This is a genomic window from Curtobacterium sp. Leaf154 (genome assembly GCF_001424595.1).
GTDB lineage: Bacteria > Actinomycetota > Actinomycetes > Actinomycetales > Microbacteriaceae > Curtobacterium > Curtobacterium poinsettiae.
The window spans coordinates 464,433-487,307 of record NZ_LMOS01000004.1 but is presented as its reverse complement, the minus strand read 5'-3'; the positions used below and the strand labels follow the sequence as shown (position 1 = coordinate 487,307).

Annotated in this window: 27 protein-coding genes, 1 pseudogene and 1 riboswitch; of the genes and pseudogenes, 9 read left to right on the top strand and 19 right to left on the bottom strand. The window is 72.2% G+C overall.

All coding sequences use genetic code 11. The features are described 5' to 3' along the window. Positions 1-150 precede the first annotated feature (150 nt). Positions 151-1,158 (bottom strand): LacI family DNA-binding transcriptional regulator, encoded by a 1,008-nt coding sequence (locus ASF75_RS08780; protein ID WP_056070612.1) that lies wholly within the window; start codon positions 1,156-1,158, stop codon positions 151-153. Further along, positions 1,137-3,173 (bottom strand): aldo/keto reductase, encoded by a 2,037-nt coding sequence (locus ASF75_RS08775; protein WP_056070609.1) that lies wholly within the window; start codon positions 3,171-3,173, stop codon positions 1,137-1,139. The genes ASF75_RS08780 and ASF75_RS08775 overlap by 22 nt, the downstream gene beginning before the upstream one ends. 155 nt (positions 3,174-3,328) lie before the next feature. On the opposite strand from ASF75_RS08775, the gene ASF75_RS08770 reads away from it, so the two are divergent. Both ASF75_RS08770 and ASF75_RS17650 read left to right on the top strand, forming a co-directional pair. After that, entirely contained in the window at positions 3,329-3,877 is a 549-nt protein-coding gene (locus ASF75_RS08770) for a TetR/AcrR family transcriptional regulator (protein ID WP_017888560.1), read from the top strand. A 66-nt stretch (positions 3,878-3,943) separates the two neighbouring features. Beyond that, positions 3,944-4,114 (top strand): hypothetical protein, encoded by a 171-nt coding sequence (locus ASF75_RS17650; protein WP_017888559.1) that lies wholly within the window; start codon positions 3,944-3,946, stop codon positions 4,112-4,114. Between the two features lie 91 nt (positions 4,115-4,205). Here ASF75_RS17650 and ribH read toward each other — a convergent pair whose 3' ends face one another. The 5 genes and pseudogenes from ribH to ASF75_RS17995 all read right to left on the bottom strand — a co-directional run bounded on the left by ribH (position 4,206) and on the right by ASF75_RS17995 (position 9,711). Further along, a complete protein-coding gene (gene ribH / locus ASF75_RS08765; RefSeq protein WP_017888558.1) occupies positions 4,206-4,685 on the bottom strand; it encodes a 6,7-dimethyl-8-ribityllumazine synthase in 480 nt (159 codons plus the stop codon). A 23-nt stretch (positions 4,686-4,708) separates the two neighbouring features. Continuing rightward, positions 4,709-5,371, bottom strand: a pseudogene (gene ribB / locus ASF75_RS08760) (3,4-dihydroxy-2-butanone-4-phosphate synthase); the annotation flags it as partial. Next, positions 5,371-6,045: a riboflavin synthase gene (locus ASF75_RS08755; RefSeq protein WP_056070606.1), complete on the bottom strand. Its 675-nt coding sequence runs from the start codon at positions 6,043-6,045 to the stop codon at positions 5,371-5,373. The gene ASF75_RS08755 and the pseudogene ribB, both read right to left, overlap by 1 nt. Positions 6,046-6,139: 94 nt before the next feature. After that, positions 6,140-6,274, bottom strand: a riboswitch (FMN riboswitch). 251 nt (positions 6,275-6,525) lie between these two features. Then, positions 6,526-8,292, bottom strand: a complete 1,767-nt coding sequence (locus ASF75_RS18000; protein ID WP_056070603.1) for a hypothetical protein — start codon at positions 8,290-8,292, stop codon at positions 6,526-6,528. A gap of 87 nt (positions 8,293-8,379) precedes the next feature. Further along, on the bottom strand, positions 8,380-9,711 hold the full coding sequence (locus ASF75_RS17995; protein WP_056070600.1) for a hypothetical protein: 1,332 nt from the start codon (positions 9,709-9,711) through the stop codon (positions 8,380-8,382). Between the two features lie 111 nt (positions 9,712-9,822). On the opposite strand from ASF75_RS17995, the gene ASF75_RS08740 reads away from it, so the two are divergent. After that, positions 9,823-10,254, top strand: a complete 432-nt coding sequence (locus ASF75_RS08740; protein WP_017888555.1) for a GNAT family N-acetyltransferase — start codon at positions 9,823-9,825, stop codon at positions 10,252-10,254. 43 nt (positions 10,255-10,297) lie between these two features. Here ASF75_RS08740 and ASF75_RS08735 read toward each other — a convergent pair whose 3' ends face one another. Both ASF75_RS08735 and ASF75_RS18245 read right to left on the bottom strand, forming a co-directional pair. Continuing rightward, positions 10,298-10,825 (bottom strand): Lrp/AsnC family transcriptional regulator, encoded by a 528-nt coding sequence (locus tag ASF75_RS08735; protein ID WP_056070596.1) that lies wholly within the window; start codon positions 10,823-10,825, stop codon positions 10,298-10,300. Between the two features lie 9 nt (positions 10,826-10,834). Beyond that, the gene (locus ASF75_RS18245) at positions 10,835-11,401 is read right to left on the bottom strand and encodes a TetR/AcrR family transcriptional regulator (RefSeq protein ID WP_017888553.1); all 567 of its coding nucleotides are present in this window, start codon (positions 11,399-11,401) and stop codon (positions 10,835-10,837) included. A gap of 122 nt (positions 11,402-11,523) precedes the next feature. On the opposite strand from ASF75_RS18245, the gene ASF75_RS08725 reads away from it, so the two are divergent. Both ASF75_RS08725 and ASF75_RS08720 read left to right on the top strand, forming a co-directional pair. Beyond that, the gene (locus tag ASF75_RS08725; protein ID WP_056070593.1) at positions 11,524-12,999 is read left to right on the top strand and encodes an MFS transporter; all 1,476 of its coding nucleotides are present in this window, start codon (positions 11,524-11,526) and stop codon (positions 12,997-12,999) included. A 177-nt stretch (positions 13,000-13,176) separates the two neighbouring features. Then, positions 13,177-13,626, top strand: coding sequence for a phage holin family protein (locus ASF75_RS08720; RefSeq protein WP_042538095.1), 450 nt, complete (start codon positions 13,177-13,179; stop codon positions 13,624-13,626). Between the two features lie 82 nt (positions 13,627-13,708). On the opposite strand, the gene ASF75_RS08715 is transcribed toward ASF75_RS08720, so the two are convergent. Further along, the gene (locus ASF75_RS08715; RefSeq protein WP_056070590.1) at positions 13,709-14,215 is read right to left on the bottom strand and encodes a hypothetical protein; all 507 of its coding nucleotides are present in this window, start codon (positions 14,213-14,215) and stop codon (positions 13,709-13,711) included. A gap of 26 nt (positions 14,216-14,241) precedes the next feature. Beyond that, the gene (locus ASF75_RS08710) at positions 14,242-14,631 is read right to left on the bottom strand and encodes a DUF5997 family protein (protein ID WP_017888549.1); all 390 of its coding nucleotides are present in this window, start codon (positions 14,629-14,631) and stop codon (positions 14,242-14,244) included. Between the two features lie 33 nt (positions 14,632-14,664). Here ASF75_RS08710 and ASF75_RS08705 point away from each other — a divergent pair, with 33 nt between their 5' ends. Both ASF75_RS08705 and ASF75_RS08700 read left to right on the top strand, forming a co-directional pair. Further along, positions 14,665-15,468 carry a LysR family transcriptional regulator substrate-binding protein gene (locus tag ASF75_RS08705; protein ID WP_162243013.1) on the top strand — a complete coding sequence of 268 codons (804 nt, stop codon included), beginning with the start codon at positions 14,665-14,667 and terminating at the stop codon, positions 15,466-15,468. Further along, positions 15,465-15,935 carry a GNAT family N-acetyltransferase gene (locus ASF75_RS08700; protein WP_056070584.1) on the top strand — a complete coding sequence of 157 codons (471 nt, stop codon included), beginning with the start codon at positions 15,465-15,467 and terminating at the stop codon, positions 15,933-15,935. Before ASF75_RS08705 ends, ASF75_RS08700 begins: the two co-directional genes overlap by 4 nt. Before the next feature lie 151 nt (positions 15,936-16,086). Here the strand turns inward: ASF75_RS08700 and ASF75_RS08695 are convergent, their stop codons facing one another. From ASF75_RS08695 to ASF75_RS08675, 5 genes are all read right to left on the bottom strand, one after another. Further along, complete coding sequence (locus ASF75_RS08695; protein ID WP_056070581.1) at positions 16,087-16,767, bottom strand: DJ-1/PfpI family protein; 681 nt, start codon at positions 16,765-16,767, stop codon at positions 16,087-16,089. Between the two features lie 51 nt (positions 16,768-16,818). Then, positions 16,819-17,439, bottom strand: a complete 621-nt coding sequence (locus tag ASF75_RS08690) for a DNA-3-methyladenine glycosylase I (RefSeq protein WP_056070577.1) — start codon at positions 17,437-17,439, stop codon at positions 16,819-16,821. Positions 17,440-17,476: 37 nt separating this feature from the next. Beyond that, positions 17,477-17,893 (bottom strand): VOC family protein, encoded by a 417-nt coding sequence (locus tag ASF75_RS08685; RefSeq protein ID WP_056070574.1) that lies wholly within the window; start codon positions 17,891-17,893, stop codon positions 17,477-17,479. A gap of 175 nt (positions 17,894-18,068) precedes the next feature. Next, the gene (locus tag ASF75_RS08680; RefSeq protein WP_017888543.1) at positions 18,069-18,404 is read right to left on the bottom strand and encodes a hypothetical protein; all 336 of its coding nucleotides are present in this window, start codon (positions 18,402-18,404) and stop codon (positions 18,069-18,071) included. 22 nt (positions 18,405-18,426) lie between these two features. After that, the gene (locus ASF75_RS08675; protein WP_017888542.1) at positions 18,427-20,097 is read right to left on the bottom strand and encodes a sodium:solute symporter family protein; all 1,671 of its coding nucleotides are present in this window, start codon (positions 20,095-20,097) and stop codon (positions 18,427-18,429) included. A gap of 142 nt (positions 20,098-20,239) precedes the next feature. On the opposite strand from ASF75_RS08675, the gene aroQ reads away from it, so the two are divergent. Then, the gene (aroQ, locus tag ASF75_RS08670) at positions 20,240-20,683 is read left to right on the top strand and encodes a type II 3-dehydroquinate dehydratase (protein ID WP_017888541.1); all 444 of its coding nucleotides are present in this window, start codon (positions 20,240-20,242) and stop codon (positions 20,681-20,683) included. Positions 20,684-20,880: 197 nt separating this feature from the next. On the opposite strand, the gene ASF75_RS08665 is transcribed toward aroQ, so the two are convergent. Next, positions 20,881-21,477 (bottom strand): NAD(P)H-dependent oxidoreductase, encoded by a 597-nt coding sequence (locus tag ASF75_RS08665; protein ID WP_056071056.1) that lies wholly within the window; start codon positions 21,475-21,477, stop codon positions 20,881-20,883. Between the two features lie 88 nt (positions 21,478-21,565). On the opposite strand from ASF75_RS08665, the gene ASF75_RS08660 reads away from it, so the two are divergent. Then, on the top strand, positions 21,566-22,033 hold the full coding sequence (locus tag ASF75_RS08660; RefSeq protein WP_056070572.1) for an MSMEG_6728 family protein: 468 nt from the start codon (positions 21,566-21,568) through the stop codon (positions 22,031-22,033). A 22-nt stretch (positions 22,034-22,055) separates the two neighbouring features. On the opposite strand, the gene ASF75_RS08655 is transcribed toward ASF75_RS08660, so the two are convergent. Together ASF75_RS08655 and ASF75_RS08650 are read right to left on the bottom strand one after the other, a co-directional pair. Next, positions 22,056-22,346 (bottom strand): hypothetical protein, encoded by a 291-nt coding sequence (locus ASF75_RS08655; protein WP_042538100.1) that lies wholly within the window; start codon positions 22,344-22,346, stop codon positions 22,056-22,058. A gap of 218 nt (positions 22,347-22,564) precedes the next feature. Beyond that, entirely contained in the window at positions 22,565-22,831 is a 267-nt protein-coding gene (locus ASF75_RS08650) for a hypothetical protein (RefSeq protein ID WP_017888537.1), read from the bottom strand. Positions 22,832-22,875 lie beyond the last annotated feature (44 nt).

Sequence of the window (22,875 nt, the reverse complement as noted above, 5' to 3'; positions counted from 1 at the left end):
ACGGGACGCGGGATGGACACGCGCCCCGTCAGGACTCCGTTAGTGTACCGTCCGGACGGTTTTGGTTGCAAGTGCAACTGACGACGGCCGGGAGGCCCGTGGCGGTCGTGCCGTCTGCCGTCGGGCCGTCCTCTGGTCGCGTTCTCGGACCTACGCCGATTCGCGGAGCAGCAACCGGTGTCGCACCGTGCGCTCCACGGCTGCGCCGGAGCGCGGCAGCTCGCCCGCGAGCATGCCGAGCGCGAGGTCGAGGGCCTGGCCGGCGACCTCGTCCAGGTCGACGGCCAGCGTGGTGAGTGTCGGCGCGACGAGCGTCCCGAGCGGCAGGCCGTCGACACCGACCACGCGGACGTCACCGGGGACGTCGACGCCGGCACGACGGCACGCCGACAGCACGCCGAGGGCCAGCACGTCGTTGAACGCCAGTACCGCGTCCACACGGCGGTGCTCGGCGAGGATCCGCTCGGTCTGCTCGGCACCGGCCTCGGCGGTGGGCACGGACGCGGCGACGAGGTCGGGCAGGTACCCGCGGTGCCGCAGCGCCGCGACCATGCGCTCCCCCCGCTGGCTCGGCACACCGTCGGCGGCGGCGTCGACCACGACGGGGTGCTTCGCCCCGGTGTCGACGAGGTGGTCGGCGAGGTCCTCGATCGCGGCGGTCGGGTCGATCCGGACCGCGGCGCGGGTCACCGGGCCCGAGGGGTCGAGCTCGACGACGGGGACCGAGCCGAGCCGTTCGATCCACTCCGGCGCCCGGGACCCGAGGTAGCCGATCACGACGTCGGTCTGCGCGCCGAGGGACTCCACCATCCGGTCCGAGTCGCTCGCGAGCCCGACGTCCGCGAGCATGACGTTCCACCCGCGAGCGGCGGCCAGGCCGAGCACCGCCGACGCGAGCGCGGGGGCGTAGGGGTTCCGCAGGTCGTTGACGACGAGTCCGAGCTGGTGGTCGCCGCCGGTGACGAGCCCGCGGCCGAACCGCGACGGCCGGTAGTCGAGCGCCGCCGCGGCCTGGAGCACGCGGTCCTTGGTCGCCGCGCTGATGCCGGACATGCTGTTCATCGCGCGGGTGACGGTCTGCCGGGACACCCCGGCGGCCGCGGCGACGTCGATGATCGTCGCGCGGCCGCCCGGGGTCAGGCGCGGAGGTCCAGCCATGCCACCTGTTCCGGGGTGAGGTCGACGGAGAGGCCGGTCATGGACGACCGGGCCTCCGCGATCGTACGGGGTCCGAAGAGCGGGAACGTCGGGAACGGCTGGTGGAGCACGTACGCCAGGGCGATCGCCGTCGCCGGGACGCCGAACTGCTCCCCGAGTTCGCGTGCACGCCGGAGCCGCTCGAAGTTGTCGTCCGAGTAGTAGCAGCGGACGAGCTCGGCGTCACTGGTGTCCTCGGGCGTCGCGCGGCCGGTGAAGAAGCCGCGGGCCTGCGACGACCACGGCAGCAGCGGGACCTGGCGCTCCTCGAGCCAGGCCTTCGACGCGGCGTCGGTCGCGTGCTCGCAGCCGTCCCACGGCACGTCGTACGCCTCGGCGAGGCCGAAGTGGTTGCTCAGGACCTCGAACCCGTGCTTCCCGTTGGCCCGGGCGTAGGCGTTCGCCTCGTCGAAGCGCGCGGGGGTCCAGTTCGAGCCGCCGTAGACGCGGATGCGGCCGGCACGACGGTGCTCGTCGAGCACGTCGACGAACTCCCCCACCGGGATGTCCGGGTTGTCCCGGTGCATCATGTAGATGTCCGCGTAGTCGGTGCCCTGTCGGTCCAGGCTCTCGAGCAGCTGCCGGGTGATCGACTCCGGGTCGCAGTGCGGGGTGTGGGCCCCCTTCGTGATGACGACCACGTCCTCGCGGATCCCCCGGTTCTGGATCCACTTCCCGAGCCGCCCCTCGAGCACCCCGCCGCCGTAGATGTACCCGGTGTCGAAGACGTTGCCGCCCTGGTCGACGAACAGGTCGAAGATCGCGCTGGCGTGGGCCAGGTCGGGCTGGTTGTCGACGCCCATCACCAGGCGGGACATCCGCTTGCCGACCCCCGGCACCTCGCCGTACCGCATCGGGTTGCCGTCCTGCACGGCGAGCGGTCGGCCGGACACCGTCGGGATGTCGGCGGACTCGGCCTCGAACGGGTAGCGCAAGCCGATCGCCGCGCGCCACCGGTCGAGCGTGCGCGCGGTGGCGAGGGTCTCGTCGATGGTCATCTGCGCTGCCTCGACCGCACCGGCACGCAGGGCGTCGGTGGTGGCGTCGGCCTCCCGGGCGTAGGGGTGCTCCCCCGCGAAGGACAGCGAACGAGGGGGTTCGTCGACGGTGCGGATCTCGATCGTGGGGTCGTCGCCGAGCGTCCAGGGGTCGGTGAGGACGATGCGGCCGCGCGTGCCGTGCACCGACACCGCGTTGTCGTCCTGCACGGAGACGCCGGTGCGGACCGAGGCTGTGACCCCGCCCCGGTAGGTGAGCTGCGCCACCGTCCACTCGTCGACGCCGGTCGGTCCGAGCGTGCCGGTGGCGGTGAGGTCCACGGGCTCGGCGACCGCGACCCCGGTGGCGGCCTGCACGATCGCCGCGGCCATCGTCACCGGGTAGCCGCCGACGTCGAGGATCCCGCCGCCGGCGGTGTCGACGTCGAACAGCCGCCCCGTGCGCTCCCCCGTCCGGAACGCGAACGAGGCGTCGATGTGGGTCACGTCGCCGATCACGCCGTCGCGGACCAGGTCGACCAGCGCCGCGGTCTGCGGGTGGAAGCGGTACATGAACGCCTCGACGAGCGGCAGGCCGGCCTGGCGAGCGGCATCGGTCAGCGCCATCGCGGTGCCGTGGTTCACGGCGAGGGGCTTCTCGCACAGCACGGCCTTGCCGGCCTGGAGTGCGGCGAGCACGAGCCGGGCGTGCCCGGTGTGCACGGTCGACACGTAGACGGCGTCGACGCGCGGGTCGGCGAGGACCTCGTCGTAGGTGCCGGCGGTCACGTCGGCGAACCCGTACCCGGCAGCCTCGTCGGCGAAGACCTGTGCGCGTTCGCTCGAGGAACTACCGGCCGCCACCAGGACGCCCCCGCTGGCGGGCAGCTGCGAGAGGAAGCGTCGGGCGATGCCGCCGGGGCCGAGGACGGCCCACCCGGGGCGGTCCGTGGTGGTCGGGGTCGGGGTGGTGGCGGTGTTCGCCGTCTGCGCTGACATGCGGATCCTTGTCGTCTCGTGAACCTTCACGGTCGCTCCGACCGTAGCCCCTGCGGGCGCGATCAGCAACGGGCACACGGCACTTCGTGAGCGTTCACGGCGACCGCGGCCGTGCTGGCGTCCGCGCCCCCGGGAACTGCTCCTAGACTCTCGGCATGGCCAGTGCCCGCGACCGTGTCCTCGACAGCTTCGTCGCCATCGTGTGCGAAGAGGGCGAGCGCCCCGCCACCCTCGACGCCGTCGCCGCGCGCGCCGGTGTCTCGAAGGGTGGGCTGCTCTACCACTTCGGCTCGAAGGCCGCCCTGGTCGAGGGGCTCTGCGAACGACTGTCGGACCTGTCCGCGATCGACGTCGAGCGCATGCAGGACGCCGAGGACGGCGCCGCGCGCTACTTCGTCCGCAACTGCCTGTTCGTCGGCAGCGAGCTCGACCTCGCCCTGCTCGCCGCGAGCCGCCTGCAGCAGGCCGGCTACGAAGAGGCGGGTCGCACCCTCGACGACACCGAGAACGCCTGGCTCACGACACTCGTCGACGCCCTGGGTGACGAGCCGACCGCGCAGGCCGTCAAGCTCCTCGGCGACGGGCTGTACCACCAGGCCTCACTCGGGGCCGCGAGCGAGGTCCGACCGAAGCGCGGCAGCGTCGACATGGAGACCCTGCTCGCCGTCGTCGACCGGCTGATCGCGACCCGACCCGGCGCGTGAACCGGCACACCCCCTGCTGGGGATAGACTGGGGAACGATCCACTCGTCGACACCCGGAGGTATCCCGTGGGCCGCGTCATCGCCGCTGTTTTCTCGATCCTGCTGCTGCTGGTGTCGATGTACCTGTTCGGGTTCGCCTTCCAGGTCGAGTCGGGCCAGGCCTTCGTCTTCATGGCGGGTGTGCTCCTGATGAGCCTCTCCTTCTTCCTGCCGATCCACGTGTTCGGCAAGCGCTAGCGAGCGCAGCCGCTCGACGAGCGCAGACAGAACGGCCCCGCACCTCACCGGTGCGGGGCCGTTCTGCGTGGAGCGTCAGGCCGAGAGCGGCTCAGGCCAGGACGCGCAGCGACCGCAACGTCACCGCGGTGCTGATCGCGGCGTGGGCGGCCTCGGCGCCCTTGTCCTCCTTGGAGCCGGGCAGCCCCGCACGGTCGAGGCCCTGCTGCTCGTCGTCCAGGGTGAGCACACCGAACCCGACGGGCTTGCCGGTGTCGATCGCGACCTGCGTCAGCCCGGTCGTCGCGGCGCCCGAGACGTACTCGAAGTGCGGGGTGCCACCGCGGATGATGACGCCGAGCGCGACCGCGGCGTCGAAACCGGCGCCGAGCGCGGTCTTCGCGACCACGGGCAACTCGAAGCTGCCGGGGACGGGGATGACGTCGGCCGTCGCCCCGAGCCGCTCGACCTCGCGCTGCGCCCCGGCCAGCAGTCCCGCAGCGATCGTGTCGTGCCACTGTCCGGCGATGATGGCCACCCGGATCCCGGTGCCGTCGACCTGGTCGCGGTCCGCCGCGCCTGCTCCGCTCATCGTGTCGTTCCTTCCGTGGGCGCGGCAGTCGCTGCCGCCGCCCGGTCTGCCGCGTCCAGCCACTCGGCGAGCGCAGCGATGGTGATGACGGGCACGCCTTCGCGCGCCCCGAGTGCGACGAGCGCCGGCAGTCGCATCATGCTGCCGTCCTCGTCGACGATCTCGCAGATCGCCGCAGCGGGACGGAGTCCGGCCGCGGTGACGAGCTCGATCGCTGCTTCGGTGTGCCCGGCGCGCTCGCGGACCCCACCCGGTCGGGCGCGCAGGGGCACCACGTGGCCGGGTCGGTGCAGGTCGTCGCGCACCGAGTCCGGGTCGGCGAGGACCCGCAGGGTGCGGGCGCGGTCGTGGGCGCTGATGCCCGTGGTCACACCGACGGCCGCGTCGACGGTGACCGTGTAGGCCGTACCGCGGACGTCCTCGTTGTGCGCCACCATCGGCGGCAGGTCGAGCGCATCGGCGATCTCGGTGCTGACCGGCGCGCAGATGAACCCGGACGAGTGCGCGACCGTCCAGGCGATCCACTCCGGCGACGCGAGCTCGGCGGACAGGATGACGTCGCCCTCGTTCTCACGGTCCTCGTCGTCGACGACGATGACGGGGCGGCCCGCCGCGATCGACGCGATCGCGGTCTCGATGCTCGACGAGCCGAGCGCCTGCGGGACGGCGCCGGCCTCGGCGACCATCACCGGGCCTCCGATCCGGCGGTCTCGAGCGGCTGCGCGGCGGTCTCGAGGGACTGCGCCGCGGCGTCGAGCCGCAGCATTCGGCGGACGTGCCGGGCCAGCACGTCGGTCTCGACGTTCACACGGTCACCCGGCACACGGAGCCCGAGCGTCGTGGCCTCGAGCGTCTCGGGGATCAGGCTCACCTCGAACCAGGCGGCGTCGGGGTGGGTGTCCTCCGGGGAGACGGCGCTGACCGTGAGCGAGACGCCGTCGAGCGCGACGGAGCCCTTGTCGACCACGAGCGGGCTGAGCGCCGGCGCGAGCGAGAACCGCACACGCCGCCAGCCGTCGCCGTCGGAGGTCTCGAGCACCGCGGCGGTGCCGTCGATGTGGCCCTGCACGATGTGTCCGCCCAGGCGGTCGCCGACCGACGCAGCGCGCTCGAGGTTCAGGCGGTCCCCCACCCGGAGTGTGCCGTGGGCGCTCATGTCGAGGGTCTGCTTCATGACGAAGGCGGTGAAGGTCTCGGGGGTCTGCTCGACGACGGTCAGGCAGACACCGCTCGTGGCGATCGAGTCGCCGTGCCGGGCGTCCTGCACGACGACGGGGCCGTGCACGGTGAGCGCGACGGAGTCGCCCTGCTGCTCGACGGCGGTGACGGTGCCGAGTTCCTCGATGATGCCGGTGAACACTGGTGTCCTCTCAACGGGACTCCGGGGGCGTTCGACGATCGTCGGCATCGACGGACGGGTCGCACCCCACGGGTCGTGGGGTCGTCCTGTCCGCCCAGCGCGCCTCCCATCCGGACTTTCACCGTCGGTCCCGGATTTCCACCGGGTCAACATCTGGCGGGTTCGCACCCGTCGTCAGTTCGTGGACTGTCACCACCGGCTCGGATTTCCACCGACCCCGGAGCGCTTGCGTAGTCGGAACGATACCCCAGGCCGCTGACGGCCGCGCTCTGCTCGTGAGCGCCGTCGTAACCGGGCGTCTCCCCCGGACGGGTCCTGCGTCCGCGGTGTCCGTCGTCCAGACCGCGACGATCCACGAGTCGATCGACGAGCGGTCCGTCGGAACTTGCACACGCATCCGATGCGCTGACGTGACCGGAGGTCTCCCCGGGCACGGTGACGAGGGGCGCCACGGCGTGACGCCCCTCGATCACCCGGCGGTCAGTGCCGGCGACGGAGCACGAGCGTGCCGACTCCGGCGAGGAGCAGCAGGAGCGCGAACCCTGCCGGCAGGACCGGCGAGCCGGCTCCCGTGTACGCGAGCTCCGGCTGGCCGTCACCGGCCGCGGCGGCTGCCGCGACGGTCCCGGCGCTGGTCCGGACCCCGCTGGTGGCGGCGGTCGTGGTGGTCGCCACGCCCGCTGTGGAGGCCCGGGTCGGCTCGACGACGTCGACCACACCCACGGGGGTGGTCACGGTGCCGGGCTCGGTGCCGGTTCCGGGGTCCGTCCCGGTGGGGACGGTTCCCGGGTCGGTCCCGGGGTCGGTGCCGGGATCCGTGCCGGGGTCGGTTCCGGGGTCCGTGCCCGGGTCGGTCCCGGGGTCAGTACCCGGGTCGGTCCCGGGGTCAGTACCCGGGTCGGTCCCGGGGTCGGTCCCGGGGTCCGTGCCGGTGCCGGTGCCGGTGCCCGGGGTGGTGCTGACGCCGTCACCGACGATGCCGATCCCGTTGCCACCGATGGTGACCGGCAGGCTGATCACGGGGGTCACCTGCGTGCCGGAGAGCAGACCGCCGTCACCGGAGGTCGTGCCGCCGGTCGTCGGTGTCGTGGAGCCGGTACCGGTGGCCGGAGCCGTCGTGCCGGTGCTCGTGCCGTCACCGACGATGCCGATCCCGTTGCCACCGATGGTGACCGGGACGGCGACGACCGGGCTGACCTGCGTGCCCGACGCTGTGCCGTCCGAACCCGAGGTCGAACCACCGGCGGCCGGAGCGGTCCCGGTGCCCGTGGTCGTGCTTGCGGCCGGAGCCGTGCTCGTCGAGGTACCCGTCCCGAGCAGTCCGATGCCGTTGTCCGCCACCGTGACCGGGATCGAGACCACCGGGGACACCTGCGTGCCCGAGGCCGTCCCGTCCGAACCCGAGGTCGAGCCACCGGCCGCCGCGGCGGTCCCGGTGCCCGTGCTCGTGCCTGCGGCCGGAGCCGTGCTCGTCGAGCTGCCGTCACCGAGGACGCCGATGCCGTTGCCACCGATCGTCACCGGGACGTCGACCAGCCCGGTCACCTGGGTGCCGGAGAGCAGTCCGTCGGTGCCCGAGGTGGTCGGCGCTGCCGGGGCCTCGGCGGCCGGGGCCGTCGGGGTCGTCGGTGCCGTTGCCTCGGGGGCGGTCGATGTCGACGTGCCGTCACCCAGGACGCCGATGCCGTTGCCGGACACCGTCACCGGGGCCGTCACGGTCGGGGCGACCTGGGTGCCGGAGGCAGTGCCGTCCTGCCCCGAGGTGCTCGGAGCGGGAGCCGCAGGAGCCGGGGCCGGAGCCGGGGCCGGAGCCGGAGCCGCAGGAGCCGGGGCCGGAGCCGGGGCCGGAGCAGCCGCGGGGGCGCTCGTCGAGACCGCGTCGCCGCCGACGGCCACGGCGTTGCCGCCGACCGTCACCGGTGCTGCGACGTCCGGCACCACCTGCGTGCCGGAGAGCGTGCCGTCCTCGCCCGAGGTGCTCGGGGACACGGCGGCGGGTGCCGGAACAGCCGCCGGGGCCGGGGCAGCCCCGGCCGAGCCGGTCACGGTGGACACCGCGTCACCGAGCACGCCGATCGCGTTGCCGCCGAGGGACACCGGAGCGTCCACGGAGGGCGCCACCTGGGTGCCCGAGACGGTGCCGTCGGCACCCGAGGTCGTGGCCGCGTTCGCCGCAGCCGTGCCGCCGAGCGTGAGCCCGCCGACGAAGAGGGCGAACCAGAGCCCTCTGGAGACGTACTTGTTCATGGTCGTGCTCCCTGATCGAGATCGTCACCGACCGCGGACGCAGCCGGGATGTGTGCGTGCCTGCCGTGCCGGGCAGGCGCACCGATCTCAGTCAGGGGCGACGTCGTGCTCGCCGACGACCGATGCGGGGACCGCGTCGTCGGAGAGCGTGCCGCGAGACCCCGCGGCGAGGGAGACGATGTCGTCGGTCGTACCGACGATGCCGACGGCAGCTGCGCCGCCGGAGTTCGTGGAGGCGCTGCCACCGAGCACGCCGGCGTCGGTGCCGTCGAACGGGACCCCGTGGCCCTTGCCGTCCGCGGGGAGGAGCAGCGCGTGGCCGCCGAGGGTCGCGTCCTGCACGTCGACGGCTGCAAGCACCGGGCCGACCGGCGCCGCAGGGGTCGCCGCAACGGCGTGGTCGGGCGAGCCGAACATGCCGGAGCGAGCACCCGAGTCGTCGCCGGTGCCGACACGAGCCGGAGCGGTGGACACCGCGGTGCCCTGCGCGGGCGCGGTTCCGGGCCGGACGGGGACGTCGGCGACCGGCGCCGACGGGACGGGCCCGGCGGGCGGGTTCGAGCCGCCGCCCACCGGGAGTGCGGGGACGTCGACGACGGGATCCGTGCCTCCTGGCAGGGCGCCGCCGACGGACGGGACGACGCCCTCGACCACGGCGGGGACGGTGCCGACGGTGGTGCCGACCGAGCCGAGCGTGTCGTCGACCAGGCCCGTGACCGGACCGGTGGCGGTGCCGAGGGTGTCGTCGCCGAGGACCGTCCCGACCACCGGGACGCTGCCGACCACGTCGTCGACGGTGTCGACGACGGCGGTCACGGGGCGTGCGCCGGTGACGTGTTCCACGGTGCCGGTGACGGGACGCAGGACGTTCGCGACGGTGTCGGTGACCGGCCGGGAGGCACTGGTCACCTGGTCGACGACCTGTCGCACCGGGCGCGTGGCCGGGTCGGCCGCGGGGGCGGTCGTGGTCGGCTGGGCAGCCGGTGTGGAGGCGACCGGAGCGGGGCTCGACGGGGCCGGGGCGGCAGGCGCGGGAGCGGCGGGAGCAGGTGCGGCGGGGACCGCGGCAGGCGCCGGGGCTGCGGGAGCAGGCGCCGATGTTGCCGGTGCCGGTGCCGGGGCTGCGGGAGCAGGTGCCGGTGCCGCGGGTGCCGGCACGACGGCCTTGCGGACGGGGTCCGTCACGCCGCCGACGACCTTGCCGACCTCGCCGGTCACCCCCTGCACGGTGCCACCGACGCCCTCGACCACGTTGCCGACGAGTCCGCGCTGCTCGGCAGCAGCCGGGGCGGTCGTGGCGGCGGATGCCGGGCGCGCGCCGAGCAGCAGGGACAGCAGCACGAGGGCAGCGAGGGTCCCGACGCCCAGCAGGACGATGCGGAGTGCGGCGCGCCAGGGTGCGCGCAACGGGTTGTCCATGCGCTCACCTCCTGATCTCGGCTGCGCACGTAGAGTGGTTGACCGGCAATGTACGCCGATCCGGTCCGGAACACACCCTGTTTCGGAAGAAATACTCAGGAAGGGCCGTCCGTGGTCTCGATCTTCAACGCTCCGACCCGCAACCTGGACATCGTCACGCTGCACGAGATCCTGCGGCTCCGGCAGGATGTCTTCGTCGTCGAGCAGGAGGCCGCGTACGGCGACATCGACGGCCGCGACCTCGAGCCGGGGACGGTGCAGTTCTGGGCCGGCAACGGCTCGGTGGACGCGACCCTGCGTCTGCTCCGCGAGCCCGACGGCACCGAGCGCATCGGCCGGGTCGCCACCGCGCAGCATGCCCGCGGGCAGGGACTCGCCGGGCAGCTCATGGAGGCGGCGATCGCCGAGTCGCGCTCGCCGAGCATCGCCCTCGGCGCCCAGTCCCACCTGGAGCAGTGGTACGGCCGCTTCGGATTCGTGCGTTCCGGGGACGAGTACCTCGAGGACCGCATCCCGCACATCCCGATGACGCGGAAGCGCTGACCCGGAGCTACTGCCCCGGGGCCCCTGACGCGGGGTTCGTGCCTCAGGCCCGCCAGCGCCGCAGTTCGTCGAACGAGCGGCCCTGGGTGGCACGGTCGGCGACGAGGCGTTCGAACACGATGTTCGTCTGCGTCGTCGCCACCGAGGGGTCACCGCTGAGCTCGTCGGCGACGAAGTCCCGGAGCTGCTCCGTCGACTCGCACGCGATGTGCACGAGGAAGTCCTTGTCCCCGGCCAGGAACGACACGTCCTGCACGACCGGCACCCGCAGCAGGCGCTTCGCGAAGTCCCGCAGTTCGTGGCGAGCGGCGGCGTGCACGCGGACGGACACCATCGCCTCGATCGAGAACCCCAGGCGCGCGACGTCCACCTCGGCCCGGTAGCCGCGGATCACCCCGGCGTCCTCGAGGGCACGGACCCGGGCGAGGCACGTCGAGGGCGCGATGCCGACCGCGGCCGCGAGCCGGTTGTTCGGGATCCGGGCGTCCGCGGCGAGGGTCCAGAGGATGCGCTCGTCGACCTCGTCCAGGCGCGGAGCGGGGTCGGGGCGACGTGCGGGTCGGTCGGACACCCCTCGACGCTACCGCGGCGGCGCGAGCAGGGCGCGGAGGGCGTCCTCGAGCGCCGCCGACACGACGGCGTCGTCGGCGGATGCCAGGGGTTCCACCGCGGTGGACTGCCGGAGCATCGACATCCCGAGCACCACCGCGAGCGCGATCTCGGCCCGGACGAGCAGCGCGTCGGACCCGGCACCGCCGACGGTGCCCGCGAGCCGTTCGGCGTAGCGACGCAGCGTCTCGCGGCGGATGGCGTCGGCACCGTCGTCGCCGGAGGACCGGAGCAGCAGCATCAGCTGCAGCGAGTCGTCGTCGGTGGGCGTCCGCACGATGTGGGTGATGATCCCCGTGAGCGCCCGCTCGAGCCCCTGTTCGCTCGTCTCCTCGGCGCCCAGGTCACGGACGACGCGGTCGAGGCAGGCGCGGAACAGCCCTTCCTTCGACCCGAAGTACCGGTTGATCAGGGCGACGTTGACCCCGGCGTCCCCGGCGATCTCGCGCACGGTCGTCGCGCGGTACCCGTCGAAGGCGAACCGTCGGCGGGCGGCCTGCACGAGCAGGAGTCGGGTGGCCGCGGCGTCCTTGCTCATGGAGCGCAGCCTAGCGGTCCTCACAGGGATGTAAGCAAGCGTTGACATGCGGTCGTTCCGGCGTACGCTCGTGATGTCAGCAGTTGTTTACATCGCCATCGACCACGAGGACACGGAGCACGATGACCGACACCATGCAGAGCCCACGGACCGGCTCGCACCGCACCACGAACGGGCGCCGGCCGAACAGCACGGCGATCATCGTCTCCCTGTCCCTCGGCGGCCTGTCCTTCGCGGTCCTGCAGTCGCTGGTCGCCCCGGCGCTGTCGACCATCGGCCAGGACCTCGGCGCCTCCACCAGTGCGACGAGCTGGGTGCTCACGGCCTACCTGCTCTCCGCCTCGGTGCTCACGCCGATCCTCGGTCGCCTCGGCGACATGATAGGCAAGCGCAAGGTCCTGATCGTCGTGCTGTCGATCCTGCTCGTCGGGGCCGTGCTCGCCGCGCTCGCGCCGAACCTCGGCGTGCTGATCGTCGGACGGGCACTGCAGGGCGCCGCCGGTGCCGTGATGCCGCTGTCGATCGGCATCGTGCGGGACGAGCTGCCGAAGGAGAAGGTCAGCGTCACGATCGGTCTGCTGTCGGCGATCTTCGGGATCGGTGCCGGTGTCGGCATCGTCGCGGCCGGACCCATCGTCGAGCACCTGTCCTGGCACTGGCTGTTCTGGCTCCCCGCCGTGCTCGTCGTCATCGCGCTGCTCGGGGCGGTCTTCGGCATGCCGGAGTCCCCGGTGCGGAAGCCCGGACGCCTCGACATGGCCGGCACGTTCGTCCTGGCGGTGTCGCTCGTCGCGATCCTGCTCGCCGTCAGCGAGGGCGAGACCTGGGGCTGGGGCGACGCCAAGACCATCGGCCTGCTGGTCCTCGGCGCCGTCGCACTGGTCGTGTTCGTCCTCGTCGAGCTGCGGGTCGCCGAGCCGCTCATCGACGTGCGGCTCTTCGCCGTCCGCGGCGTCTGGACCGCCCACGTCGTCGCACTGGTCTTCGGGTTCGCGATGTTCGGCACCTTCGTCCTCGTCCCGACGCTCCTGCAGCTCCCGACGGCGCTCGGCTACGGCTTCGGCAAGGGCGTCACCCAGGCCGGGCTCTTCCTGCTGCCGACCGTCGTGATGATGGTGGTCGCCGGGCCGATCGCCGGCGTCCTGGTGCGCAAGGTCGGCCCGAAGCCGCCGATGCTCATCGGCGGGTTCGCCATCGTCGCCGCGTTCGTGCTGCCAGCCATCGCACACGCCGAGCTGTGGCATGTGGTGGCCTCCGGCGTCCTGACCGGCATCGGCATCGGCATGGCCCTGGCAGCCTGCTCGAACGCGATCATCGAGAGCGTCCCCGCGAACCAGACCGGCGAGGCCATCAGCGCCAACACGGTCGTCCGCACCATCGGCTCGAGCGTCGGCACCGCCGTCATCGCCGCGCTCATCACCTCGCACAGCACGCCGCAGGGTCTGCCGACCGACGACGCCTTCACGATCGGGTTCTGGGCGTGCACCGGGGTCGCGGTCGTGGCCGTGCTCGCAGCACTCGTCGCCCCGTCGATGCGTGCCCGCCGCGCAGCGGCCGCCGCCCGCGGGATCGACGACCTCGAGGAGGTCACCGAGTAGCGCGGTGGACCCGGCCACCCCGCCAGGCCCGTCCTGCGTCGTCGACGCGGGGCGGGCCTCCGCGTCCGTTGCACAACCTGGGAACGCACCGCACGCACGCGCGGCGGCGTGACGATCATCGGGTCGGTCGCGTCCTGTCAGGGGACGCGGACCGCCGCGCCCGGACAGGAGACCCTCATGAGCAGCACCGACCACGACGACACCACCGCACCCGGCCGGCCGTCGTTCCGCGACACCGTGACCGCCGGACTCGTGCAGAAGGCCCTCGAGCCGGTGCTGCGCGCGGTACGTGAGGAGGTCGCCTCCGCGCGACGCGAGATCGGCGAGCGCGCCAGCGGTGCGAAGACCGGGCTGGTGCTCACCGGGGTGGCCGTCGGGTTCGCCCTGACGACCCTGGTCGCACTGGCGGGCTTCGCGGTGGCGCTGTTGGCCCTGGCCCTGCCGCTGTGGGCGGCGACCGGGATCACGTTCGCGGCGTTCGCGATCGTCACCGCGATCCTGTTCGTCGTCGGCCTGCGCGGGATCCGGCGCGGGGTACCGCCGGTGCCGAAGGACACGATCCAGGCGGCCAAGCAGCGGGTGACGCACGCGGCGGACGCCCCGGCGGACAGCGCCGCGCGCGACTGACGGACCCGCTCCCGCCGTCGCTGTCAGCGCAGCCGCCGCCGCTGCCGGCGCGGCCGCTGCTGCCGGCGCGGGCTGGGCTGGGCTACATCGCCAGGGTCATGCCGACCACGGCGACGGTCATCGCGAAGACCTCGCCGCTGCGGACGGCTCGCCGGTCCTCGCGCCCCCACTCGTACCGGAGCAGCCAGCCACTGAAGGCGCAGTAGCCGATCACGCCGGCACCGAGCACCGCGGACAGCGCGATGCCGTGCCCGGCGTGGTCACCGGCGACGCCCGAGGCGTGGCCCATCAGCAGCATCCCCGCCATCACGACGGCGGAGAGCGCGCGGTGCACGTCCATCGGCTCCGCACGGCGGCCGTCGGCGCGGCGTCGACGCATGACGGGCAGCGGTGCGAGCAACAGCAGCAGGGTGGCGGCGAACAGGGTCCACACGGCGCCGGCGTCGACGACGGGCATGAGCATCGCGACGAGCATCACGCCCGCCGGCACGATCACGCCCGGACGCGGCCGGTAGCCGTCACCGACGATGCAGCACACGGACGCGAACTGCGGCACGACCAGCATGGCGTCGGCGACGGTCTCGTGCACGTGGGGCGTCCTCGGTGCGGGTGGGGTCAGTCCTCGGCGCGGGCAGCGGCCTTGGCGGCACGCTCCTGCTTCACGCGGGCGTTCTCGGCGTGCACGGCGGCCTGCGTCGCACGCTCACGGACGAGCCACTCGGGCTTCTGCTCGAGCAGCGTCTTGATGTCCGCCGTCGTCAGCGCGTCGTCGATCCCGGCGCGGCTCAGACCCGAGATCGAGATGCCGAGCTTCTGCGCCACGACGGGTCGCGGGTGCGGGCCGTCGCGTCGGAGGTCCTCGAGCCAGGTCGGGGGTTCGGTCCGGAGCTCGTCGAAGGCGGTCCGCGTGAGGGGAGCGCTCTGGAAGGACTCCGGAGCGGCCGTCAGCAAGATGCCGAGCTTCTTCGCAGCCGTCTCGGGCTTCATGGTCTGTTCCTGCGCCATGAGGACAAGGGTACGGCCCCTATGCTCGTCTGCATGACCGCGGCTCTCACCATCGCCTTCGTGCCGGGGGTCTCCCCCGCAAAGTGGGCCCGTGTCTGGCGGGATCGCTTCCCCTCCATCGAGCTCCGGCTGCGGCCGATCGGTGCCGACGACGTCGACGACACGCTGGCGGGCGAGGCTGACATGGTCTTCGCACGCATGCCCGTGTCCGAGCGGCACAACACCATCCCGCTCTGGACCGAGACGGCCGTCGTCGCGATGCCCAAGGACTCCCCCCTCGCCGAACTCGCCGAGGTCGACCTCGCCGACGCCGAGGTCCACGTGATCGACGCGGGCCCGGTGCCCGCCGACATCGACGGATCGCTCGACCTGGTCGAGGCGAACGTCGGCGTCGTGGTGCTCCCCCAGTCGCTGTTCCGCGCCGCCAGCCGCAAGGACCTGGTCGGTCGTCCGCTCATGGACGCCGAGGGCACGCGCATCGCGCTGGTCTGGCGGGACGAGGACGCCACCGAGACCACCGAGGAGTTCATCGGCGTGGTGCGCGGGCGGACCGCCAACAGTTCGCGCCAGCCAGGAGGCCCGGATCGCGACGGCGACGACGACTCGCGTCCGGCTCGTGGCGGCGCCAAGGCCGGCTCGGGCGTCAAGGGCGCGTCGGGCGGGTCGGGTGCGTCGGGGTCCAAGGGCGCCGGCGGCGCCGGCGGCAAGGCCAAGGCGAAGTCACCCGGCAGCGGCAAGTCCGGCGCCGGCAAGAAGTCCAACACCGGCAAGGGGCCCACGCCCGGACGCGGCAAGATGCGCGGCAAGCCGAGCCGGGGTTCCAAGGGCAACCGATGACCGACACGCGGCTCGTCGCGATGCCGACCACGCGCCTCCCGGCCTGGCTCCACCGCACGATGGCCGAGTACGTCGAGTCGCGGATGCAGGCGGGCGAGAGCCGCGAGCAGGCCGAGGCGAACGAGCAGCAGTCGCGGGACCGCTGGTTCCCGGACGGCTCCCCCGCTGACGGCCACCTGGTGTGGGAGGTCCTCGACCAGGACGACACCGTCGTCGGGTCGCTCTGGATCGGGCCGTTCACGACGGGCAGCACCGACTGGTGGGTGTTCGACGTCGAGATCGACGAGGCGCACCGGCGTCGCGGGCACGCCCGTCGCGCGCTCGAGCTCGGGCACCGCGCCGCTGCCGAACGCGGTGCGACGAGCATCGGGCTGAACGTGTTCGGCTACAACACGGGAGCGCAGGAGCTGTACGCGGCCCTCGGGTACCAGGTGACGTCGGCGCAGATGCGGAAGCCGCTGCGCTAGCGCAGGACGGCCGCGGGCGCGGCGCCGGTCACACCCCCCCGCCTGCATGGCCCCGAGCGGTCACGAAGTGTCGGCTGGCCGCGCCCGGAACGACGTGTCGTGACCACTCGGCGGAGACCAGCGGGGATTCGTGACCGTGTGGAGGTCCGCGTCAGCGCAGGACGGCTGCGGCGGCGCGGGTCACCCGGTCGCCGCGCGATTCCTCGGCTGCTGCACGGGCCCGGGCGATGACGACGGCGTCGGCGCGCTCGGCTGATCCGTGGTCGAACGGTGGCTGCGGGTCGTACTCGATCTGCAGCTGGATCGCCTCGGCCGCGGGGCGTCCGGCGAGCTCGGCCGCGAGCCACAGCGCCATGTCGATGCCCGCGCTCACCCCGGCGGCGGTGACGACGGCGCCGTCCCGAGCGATCCGGGCGTCGACCGGCTGCGCACCGAAGGCCTCGAGCATCGGCTTCGAGGCCCAGTGGGTCGTCGCGCGTCGGCCGGCGAGCAGCCCGGCGGCGCCGAGCACGAAGGCCCCGGTGCACACCGACGTCATCCACGTGGCGTCCTCGGCCTGGCGCCGGACGAAGGCCACGACGTCCGGGTCGAGCATCGCGTCGAAGGCACCGTCACCGCCGGGGACGACCAGCACGTCCGCGGCGCCTGCATCCTGGATCGTCACGGTGGGGACGAGCGCGATGCCGCAGTCGCTCGGCACGGGGTCGAGCGTCGCCGCGACGTACTCGAGGCGCGCGCCGGGCACGCGGCTGAGCACCTGGGCCGGACCGGTCAGGTCCAGCTGGGTCAGGTGCGGGAACAGCAGGAACGCGATCCGGATCTCGTCGGCCATGTCGTGACCATAGTCCCGGCGCTCTCGTTCTCGTGCTCGTGGGCTCGGCCGTCAGTTCCAGACGCCCGAGGTCCCGCGCCGGTGGCTGCCGACCAGGTGGGTGTCGACGATGCCGAGCGCTTCCATCAGGGCGTACATCGTCGTCGGCCCGACGAAGGTGAAGCCGCGCTTCCGCAGCGCCTTCGACAGCGCGAGGGACTCGTCCGACTTCGTCGGGACCTCGGCGGAGGACCGAGGCTCGGGCGTGGTCGTCGGCCGGAACGACCACACGAAGCCGGCGAGCCCGCCGTCCTGCCGCAGGGCGATCGTGGCGTTCGCGTTGGTGATCGTCGCGAGGATCTTCGCGCGGTTCCGGACGATCCCGGCATCGGCCATCAGCCGCTCGACGTCGTCCTCGCCGAAGGCCGCGACGGTGTCGGCGTCGAAGTCGGCGAAGGCTGCACGGAACGCCGGTCGCTTCGCCAGGATCGTGCGCCACGACAGGCCGGACTGGAACGCCTCGAGCGACAGCCGCTCGAACACCCCGCGTTCATCGCGCACGGGCATGCCCCACTCGGTGTCGTAGTAGGCGCGCAGCAGGTCGTCCGACGACGCCCAGACCGGCCGGGCCAGGCCGTCGTCACCGGTGACGAGGTCGGGCACGGGCGGGGCGTCGACGGGCTCGGTGCTCATGCGACCATCCTGGCGGGCGCCCCCGACACCCCGGGACTCACTCGGCGGGCGGATCGTCCTCCGTCGCCTGCTCGTCCATCCACACGTACTCCCAGCGGTGTCCGTCCGGGTCGGTGAAGCTCCGCTGGTACATGAAGCCGAGGTCCATCTCCGGGCGGTCCTCGGTGCCGCCGGCTGCCACCGCGGCGTCGACGACACGGTGGACGTCCTCCTTCGACGGTGCGCTGAGCGAGTTGATGACCTCGATCGTGTCAGGACCGGCGATCGTCTTGTCGGTGAAGTCCGCGAACTTCGCCGTCGTCAGGATCATGACGGAGATCGTGTTGCTCACCACCACGCACGCCGCGGTGTCGTCGCTGAACGCCGGGTTGATCGAGTACCCGAGCGCCTCGTAGAACGCCTTCGAGCGCTCGAGGTCGGTGACGGGCAGGTTGATGAAGACCATCGTTTCCATGGCGGTTCCTTTCGTTCCGCTCAACCTGGACCCACCTGGATCAGCGCGCAATCGTTTCGTGGGGGAACCAACCGGTACGGGCGTCCGACGACGAGGGCTGAAACGACGAAGTCGCTGTCGTGCGACAGCGACTTCGTCGTTCTGCGTCGGCCGGGGACGCCCGAGCCAGACGGGCTCAGGCCAGCTCGCGCCCCTCGCCCGCGGCACGCTGGTGTGCCTCGGCCTCAGCCTGGCCGATGATGTCCTCGGCGGGCACGGGGTTCAGGCGGTCCCAGAGGAAGAACAGCCCGCCGCCGACGAGCAGCGAGATCCCGACCCACAGGTTGATGTGGATCCCGCCGGTCTTCTCGGGGTCGGTGTTCCAGTGCACGATCCCGACGATGGTGGTGATCACGCCGTACAGGACGAACAGGCCGCCGAGGATGCGGCGCAGGTCGAGCCGGCGGGTGGAGCGGACCAGGGCTGCCTTCTGCTCCTCGGTCATCGCGCCGGGGGTGGTGGTGTCACTCATGAGCAGTGGTCTCCTTCGCGGATCAGAGGAACGGGAGGTACAGGACGACGCACAGCACGAGCGCGACGGTGCCGAGCAGCGCGGGCGAGCGGTACCAGGCGGTGTCCGTCGCAACCGAGTCGCCGTGCAGGTCGATCTTGCCGATGCCGTAGACGAGCCCGCCGAGTTCCTTCTCGTCCTTCGGCTTGGTCAGCATCGAGACGACGAAGCCGACGACCAGCACGGTGACGAACGAGATGATCGCGCCGTACAGGGTCTCCGCGGTGGCCGTGGCGAACAGGTCGGGGTTCACCAGGTACGCGATCCAGGTGATCGTCGGGGTCACGATGCCGAGGACGTAGCCCCACAGCGCACCCTGCGTCGTCATGCGCTTCCACAGCAGGCCGAGGATGAACACGGCGAACAGCGGTGCGTTGAAGAACGAGAACAGCGTCTGCATGTAGGTCATGATGTTCGACGCCTGGGCCGCGATGAACGCGGTCGCGATGCCGACCACGACGCCGACGACGGTGACCCAGCGGCCCGTCTTCAGGTAGTGCAGGTCGGGCATGTTCGGGCGGATGTAGCGCTGCCAGATGTCGTAGGTGAAGACGGTGTTGAACGACGAGACGTTCGCCGCCATGCCGGCCATGAACGATGCCAGCAGACCGGTCACCGCGATGCCGAGCACACCGGTCGGCAGGTACATCTGGATGAGCTTCGGGATCGCGTCGTTGTAGGTCAGCGTGCCGTCGGCGAACTGGTTGCCCACCACGGCCGCGGCGATGAGGCCGGGGATGACGACGATGGCCGGGATGAAGAGCTTCGGGATCGCGGCGATGAGCGGGGTGCGGCGGGCCGCGGACATGTTCTTCGCCGAGAATGCACGCTGCACCTCGGTGAAGTTGGTGGTCCAGTAGCCGAACCCGAGCACGAAGCCCAGGCCGAGCACGATGGCGAGCCAGTTGGCACCGATCGGGTTGGTGACGTCACCGAAGCCGGTGCCGGCCCAGGCCTGCAGGTGCTGCACACCCTGGGTCTTGGTGATCGCCTTCGACAGGCCGTCCCACCCGCCGACGCGGTGCAGACCGACGATCGTCAGCGGGATGAGCCCGGCGATGATCACGAAGAACTGCATGACCTCGTTGTAGATCGCGCTCGAGAGTCCGCCGAGGGTGATGTAGACGAGCACGAAGCCCGCGGAGACGATGATCGCCAGCCACTCCGGCCAGCCGAGCATGGCCTCGATGACGATGGCCATCGCGTACAGGTTGATGCCCGCGATGAGCACGTTCGACACCGCGAACGCGATCGCGTTCACCAGGTGCGGCGCCTTGCCGAAGCGGCGCAGCATGAACTCCGGCACCGAGCGGACCTTCGAGCCGTAGTAGAACGGCATCATCACGAGGCCGAGGAACACCATCGCGGGCACGGCGCCGACGAGGTAGTAGTGCAGGGTGGCCATGCCGATCTGGGCACCGTTCGCCGCCATGCCGAGGATCTCGGTGGCACCGAGGTTCGCGGACACGAACGCCAGGCCCGTGATCCACGCCGGCATCGAGCGGCCGGACAGGAAGAAGTCCATGCTCGTCCGGACCTGCTTGCGGGCGGTGAACCCGATCCCGATGACGACCGCGAAGTACACGATGATCATCAGGTAGTCGACCCAGCCCAAGTCGAGCCGGATCCCTTCGTTCGCTGCAGCGAGAACCATTCACATCTCCACGTCAGTGTGTTGCAGTCGACAACTCTGCCGACCCGGACGAAGACGTTACACCGGTTTGTGACCGTTCACATAGCCCGCGCATGCATCGTCCGCGCCGCGCATCGCTCCCCCGGTTCGCTACGCTCGGCCCATGACCGACGCGTCGCGCATCCTCGTCCTCAACGGCCCGAACCTCGACATCCTCGGGCGCCGCGACCCGGAGCAGTACGGCACCGTGACGCTCGCCGAGATCGAGGCGATCGTGCACACCGAGGCGGCGGTGCACGGGCTCGAGGCCGACTTCCGCCAGACCAACCGCGAGGGCGAGCTGGTGGAGTGGCTGCACGAGGCGCTCGACGACTTCGCCGCGGTCGTGATCAACCCCGCCGCGTACGCGCACACCTCGGTCGCACTGCACGACGCGGTGGAGGCCCTGTGGGTCCCCGTCGTCGAGGTGCACCTGTCGAACACGTGGAAGCGCGAGCCGTTCCGCCACGTCGACCACGTCGCCACCGCCGCGACGGCGGTCATCGCCGGCGCGGGCGCCGACGGCTACCGACTGGCGGTCGCGCACGTCGCGTCCCTGCTCGCCTGACCCACAGAAGACCGGGAGGCCCGTGGCGGCGCCGCCACGGGCCTCCCGTCCGCCTGCTGCTCACGCCGGGTCGCGCCCGTTCCTTCCCATCGCACGCGCGATGCGAGGTGGTTCCGGGCATCCCTGATGGGAACTTCCGACCAGGGACACCCGGAAGCACCGGGTACGCCCGGAAGGACCGAGCGCACGCGCGCGGATCAGAAGTCGGCGGGACGCCGCACGTCGGTGAGGCCTGCGGTGGCGAAGCCGCCACGGATCAGCGGTACGGCGCGGCGCACGGCCTGGTCGATGCGGAGCTCCAGGTCGACGCTCGCGATGTCGTAGCCACCCTCGCGCTTGGTGAAGTCCCGCTCGTTGCCGAACACCCCGAGCGGCAGCGTCGTGGACTGGAAGAAGCCGAACAACGGGCGCATCTGGTGCTCGACGAGCAGGGCGTGCCGGTCGCTGCCACCGGTGGCGGTGAGGAGCACCGGGGTGTCGACGAGGTCGTACTGGCCGACCCAGTCGAAGAACAGCTTGAAGGCGCCGGAGTAGGCCGCGCGGAAGGCCGGGCTGCCGACGACGAGCACGTCCGCGGCCTCCACCGTCTCGAGGGCCCGGCGGGTGCGGTCGGACATCGTCTCGCGACCCGAGGCCGCGCCGAGGTCGGCCAGCAGCGGGCCGATCTCGATCGTCTCGGTCCGGGCGCCGTCGATCTCCTCGGCGAGCCGGGCCACCGTCGCCGCGACCAGGGTCGAGGTCCGCGAGGGGTCCGATGGGCTGCCACTGACGCCGACGACCAGTTCTCCGCTCATGCGGTCGATGCTCACACGCTGCCGGGGCGGGCGGCACGTTCGTGACGACATGTGTCGGGTGCCAGTCGGTCGGGGTAGCGTCCGCGCCATGCAGACCTTCCTGCCGTACGCCGACTTCCGGGCATCCGCCGAGGTCCTCGACGACCGGCGGCTCGGCAAGCAGCGGGTCGAGACACTGCAGGTGATGCGCGCACTGACGCTCCCCGACTACGGCTGGCAGCACCACCCGGTGACGGCGATGTGGCGCGGCTACCGTCCGGCGCTGATGGCGTACCAGGAGGCCACGTGCCGCGTCTGGGCCGAGCGCGGGTACGCAGACACCTGTCTCGAGAAGACCCTGCTCGACCTGGGCCGCGTGCCGGAGGACCTGGTGGCGTACGAGCGCGGCGACGTGCCGATCCCGCCGTGGAACGACGACGAGGCCCTGCACGTCTCGCACCGGTCGAAGCTCGTGCAGAAGGCGCCGGAGCACTACCGGGAGCTGTTCCCCGACGTGCCGGACGACCTGGACTACGTCTGGCCGGGGACCCCCGAGCCGGCGACGCCCACCGTCTGAGCGTCAGGCGACCGCCCGGCTCTCAGGCGACCGGGATCCAGCGGCCGCCCTCGCGCCGGGTGACCACGTCGGAGCGGATCTCGACGACGTCGCGCAGCCCGTCGACGGTGGCGTCCCGCACGGCTGCGGCGGTCCGCTCGTCCTCGGCCTCGAAGCGCACGACGGCGCACGGCACACCGCGGAGCAGTCGGACGTCCTCGGCCTCGACCACGGCGTGTTCGCGTACCAGGGATGCTGCGGCGGGCAGGACGGCGTCCGGGGCCGTGCCGGACGCCAGGGCACCGATCGCCAGGGTCACGCGGTACGAGGGCATGCACCGACGCTACCGGGCAACCGGAACCCGCCGTGGGCTGCAGGGGAACCGACGCCGCTGGAGAGGTGCGGACGTCGACCCACGGCGGGATCGCGGTGTACGGCGGGACACGACGACAGGGGAACGTCGCGCCCCGCGCCGGACGCCGATCAGGGGGTCGACATCCGGTCTGGGTCCACCGCGCGGCTCGGTTCAGGGGAACCGCACGGTGGTGGACCTCAAGGGTGTTCGGTGTCCTCTCGGTACCGGTCCGTCTCGGTCGGTGCAGGCATCGACCGGTGGGCGGCGGCTGGCCGGACCATCGGGAGCAGGGCACTCCCGGCGGTCGCGAGCGCTCCGACCACGGCGATGAGCCCGAGCGGGGCCGTGCCGAGGTCGTGCTGCGCTGCCAGGGCGAGCGCGACGAGGGTGGCCGGCGCCGGCAGGAGCTGCACCGCTCGGAAGCGGTCGTCCCGTCGTGTCCGGGCCACCATCACGTTCGCCATGACGACACTCTGACGCAGATCGGTTGTCCGCAGAAGAGGGGACA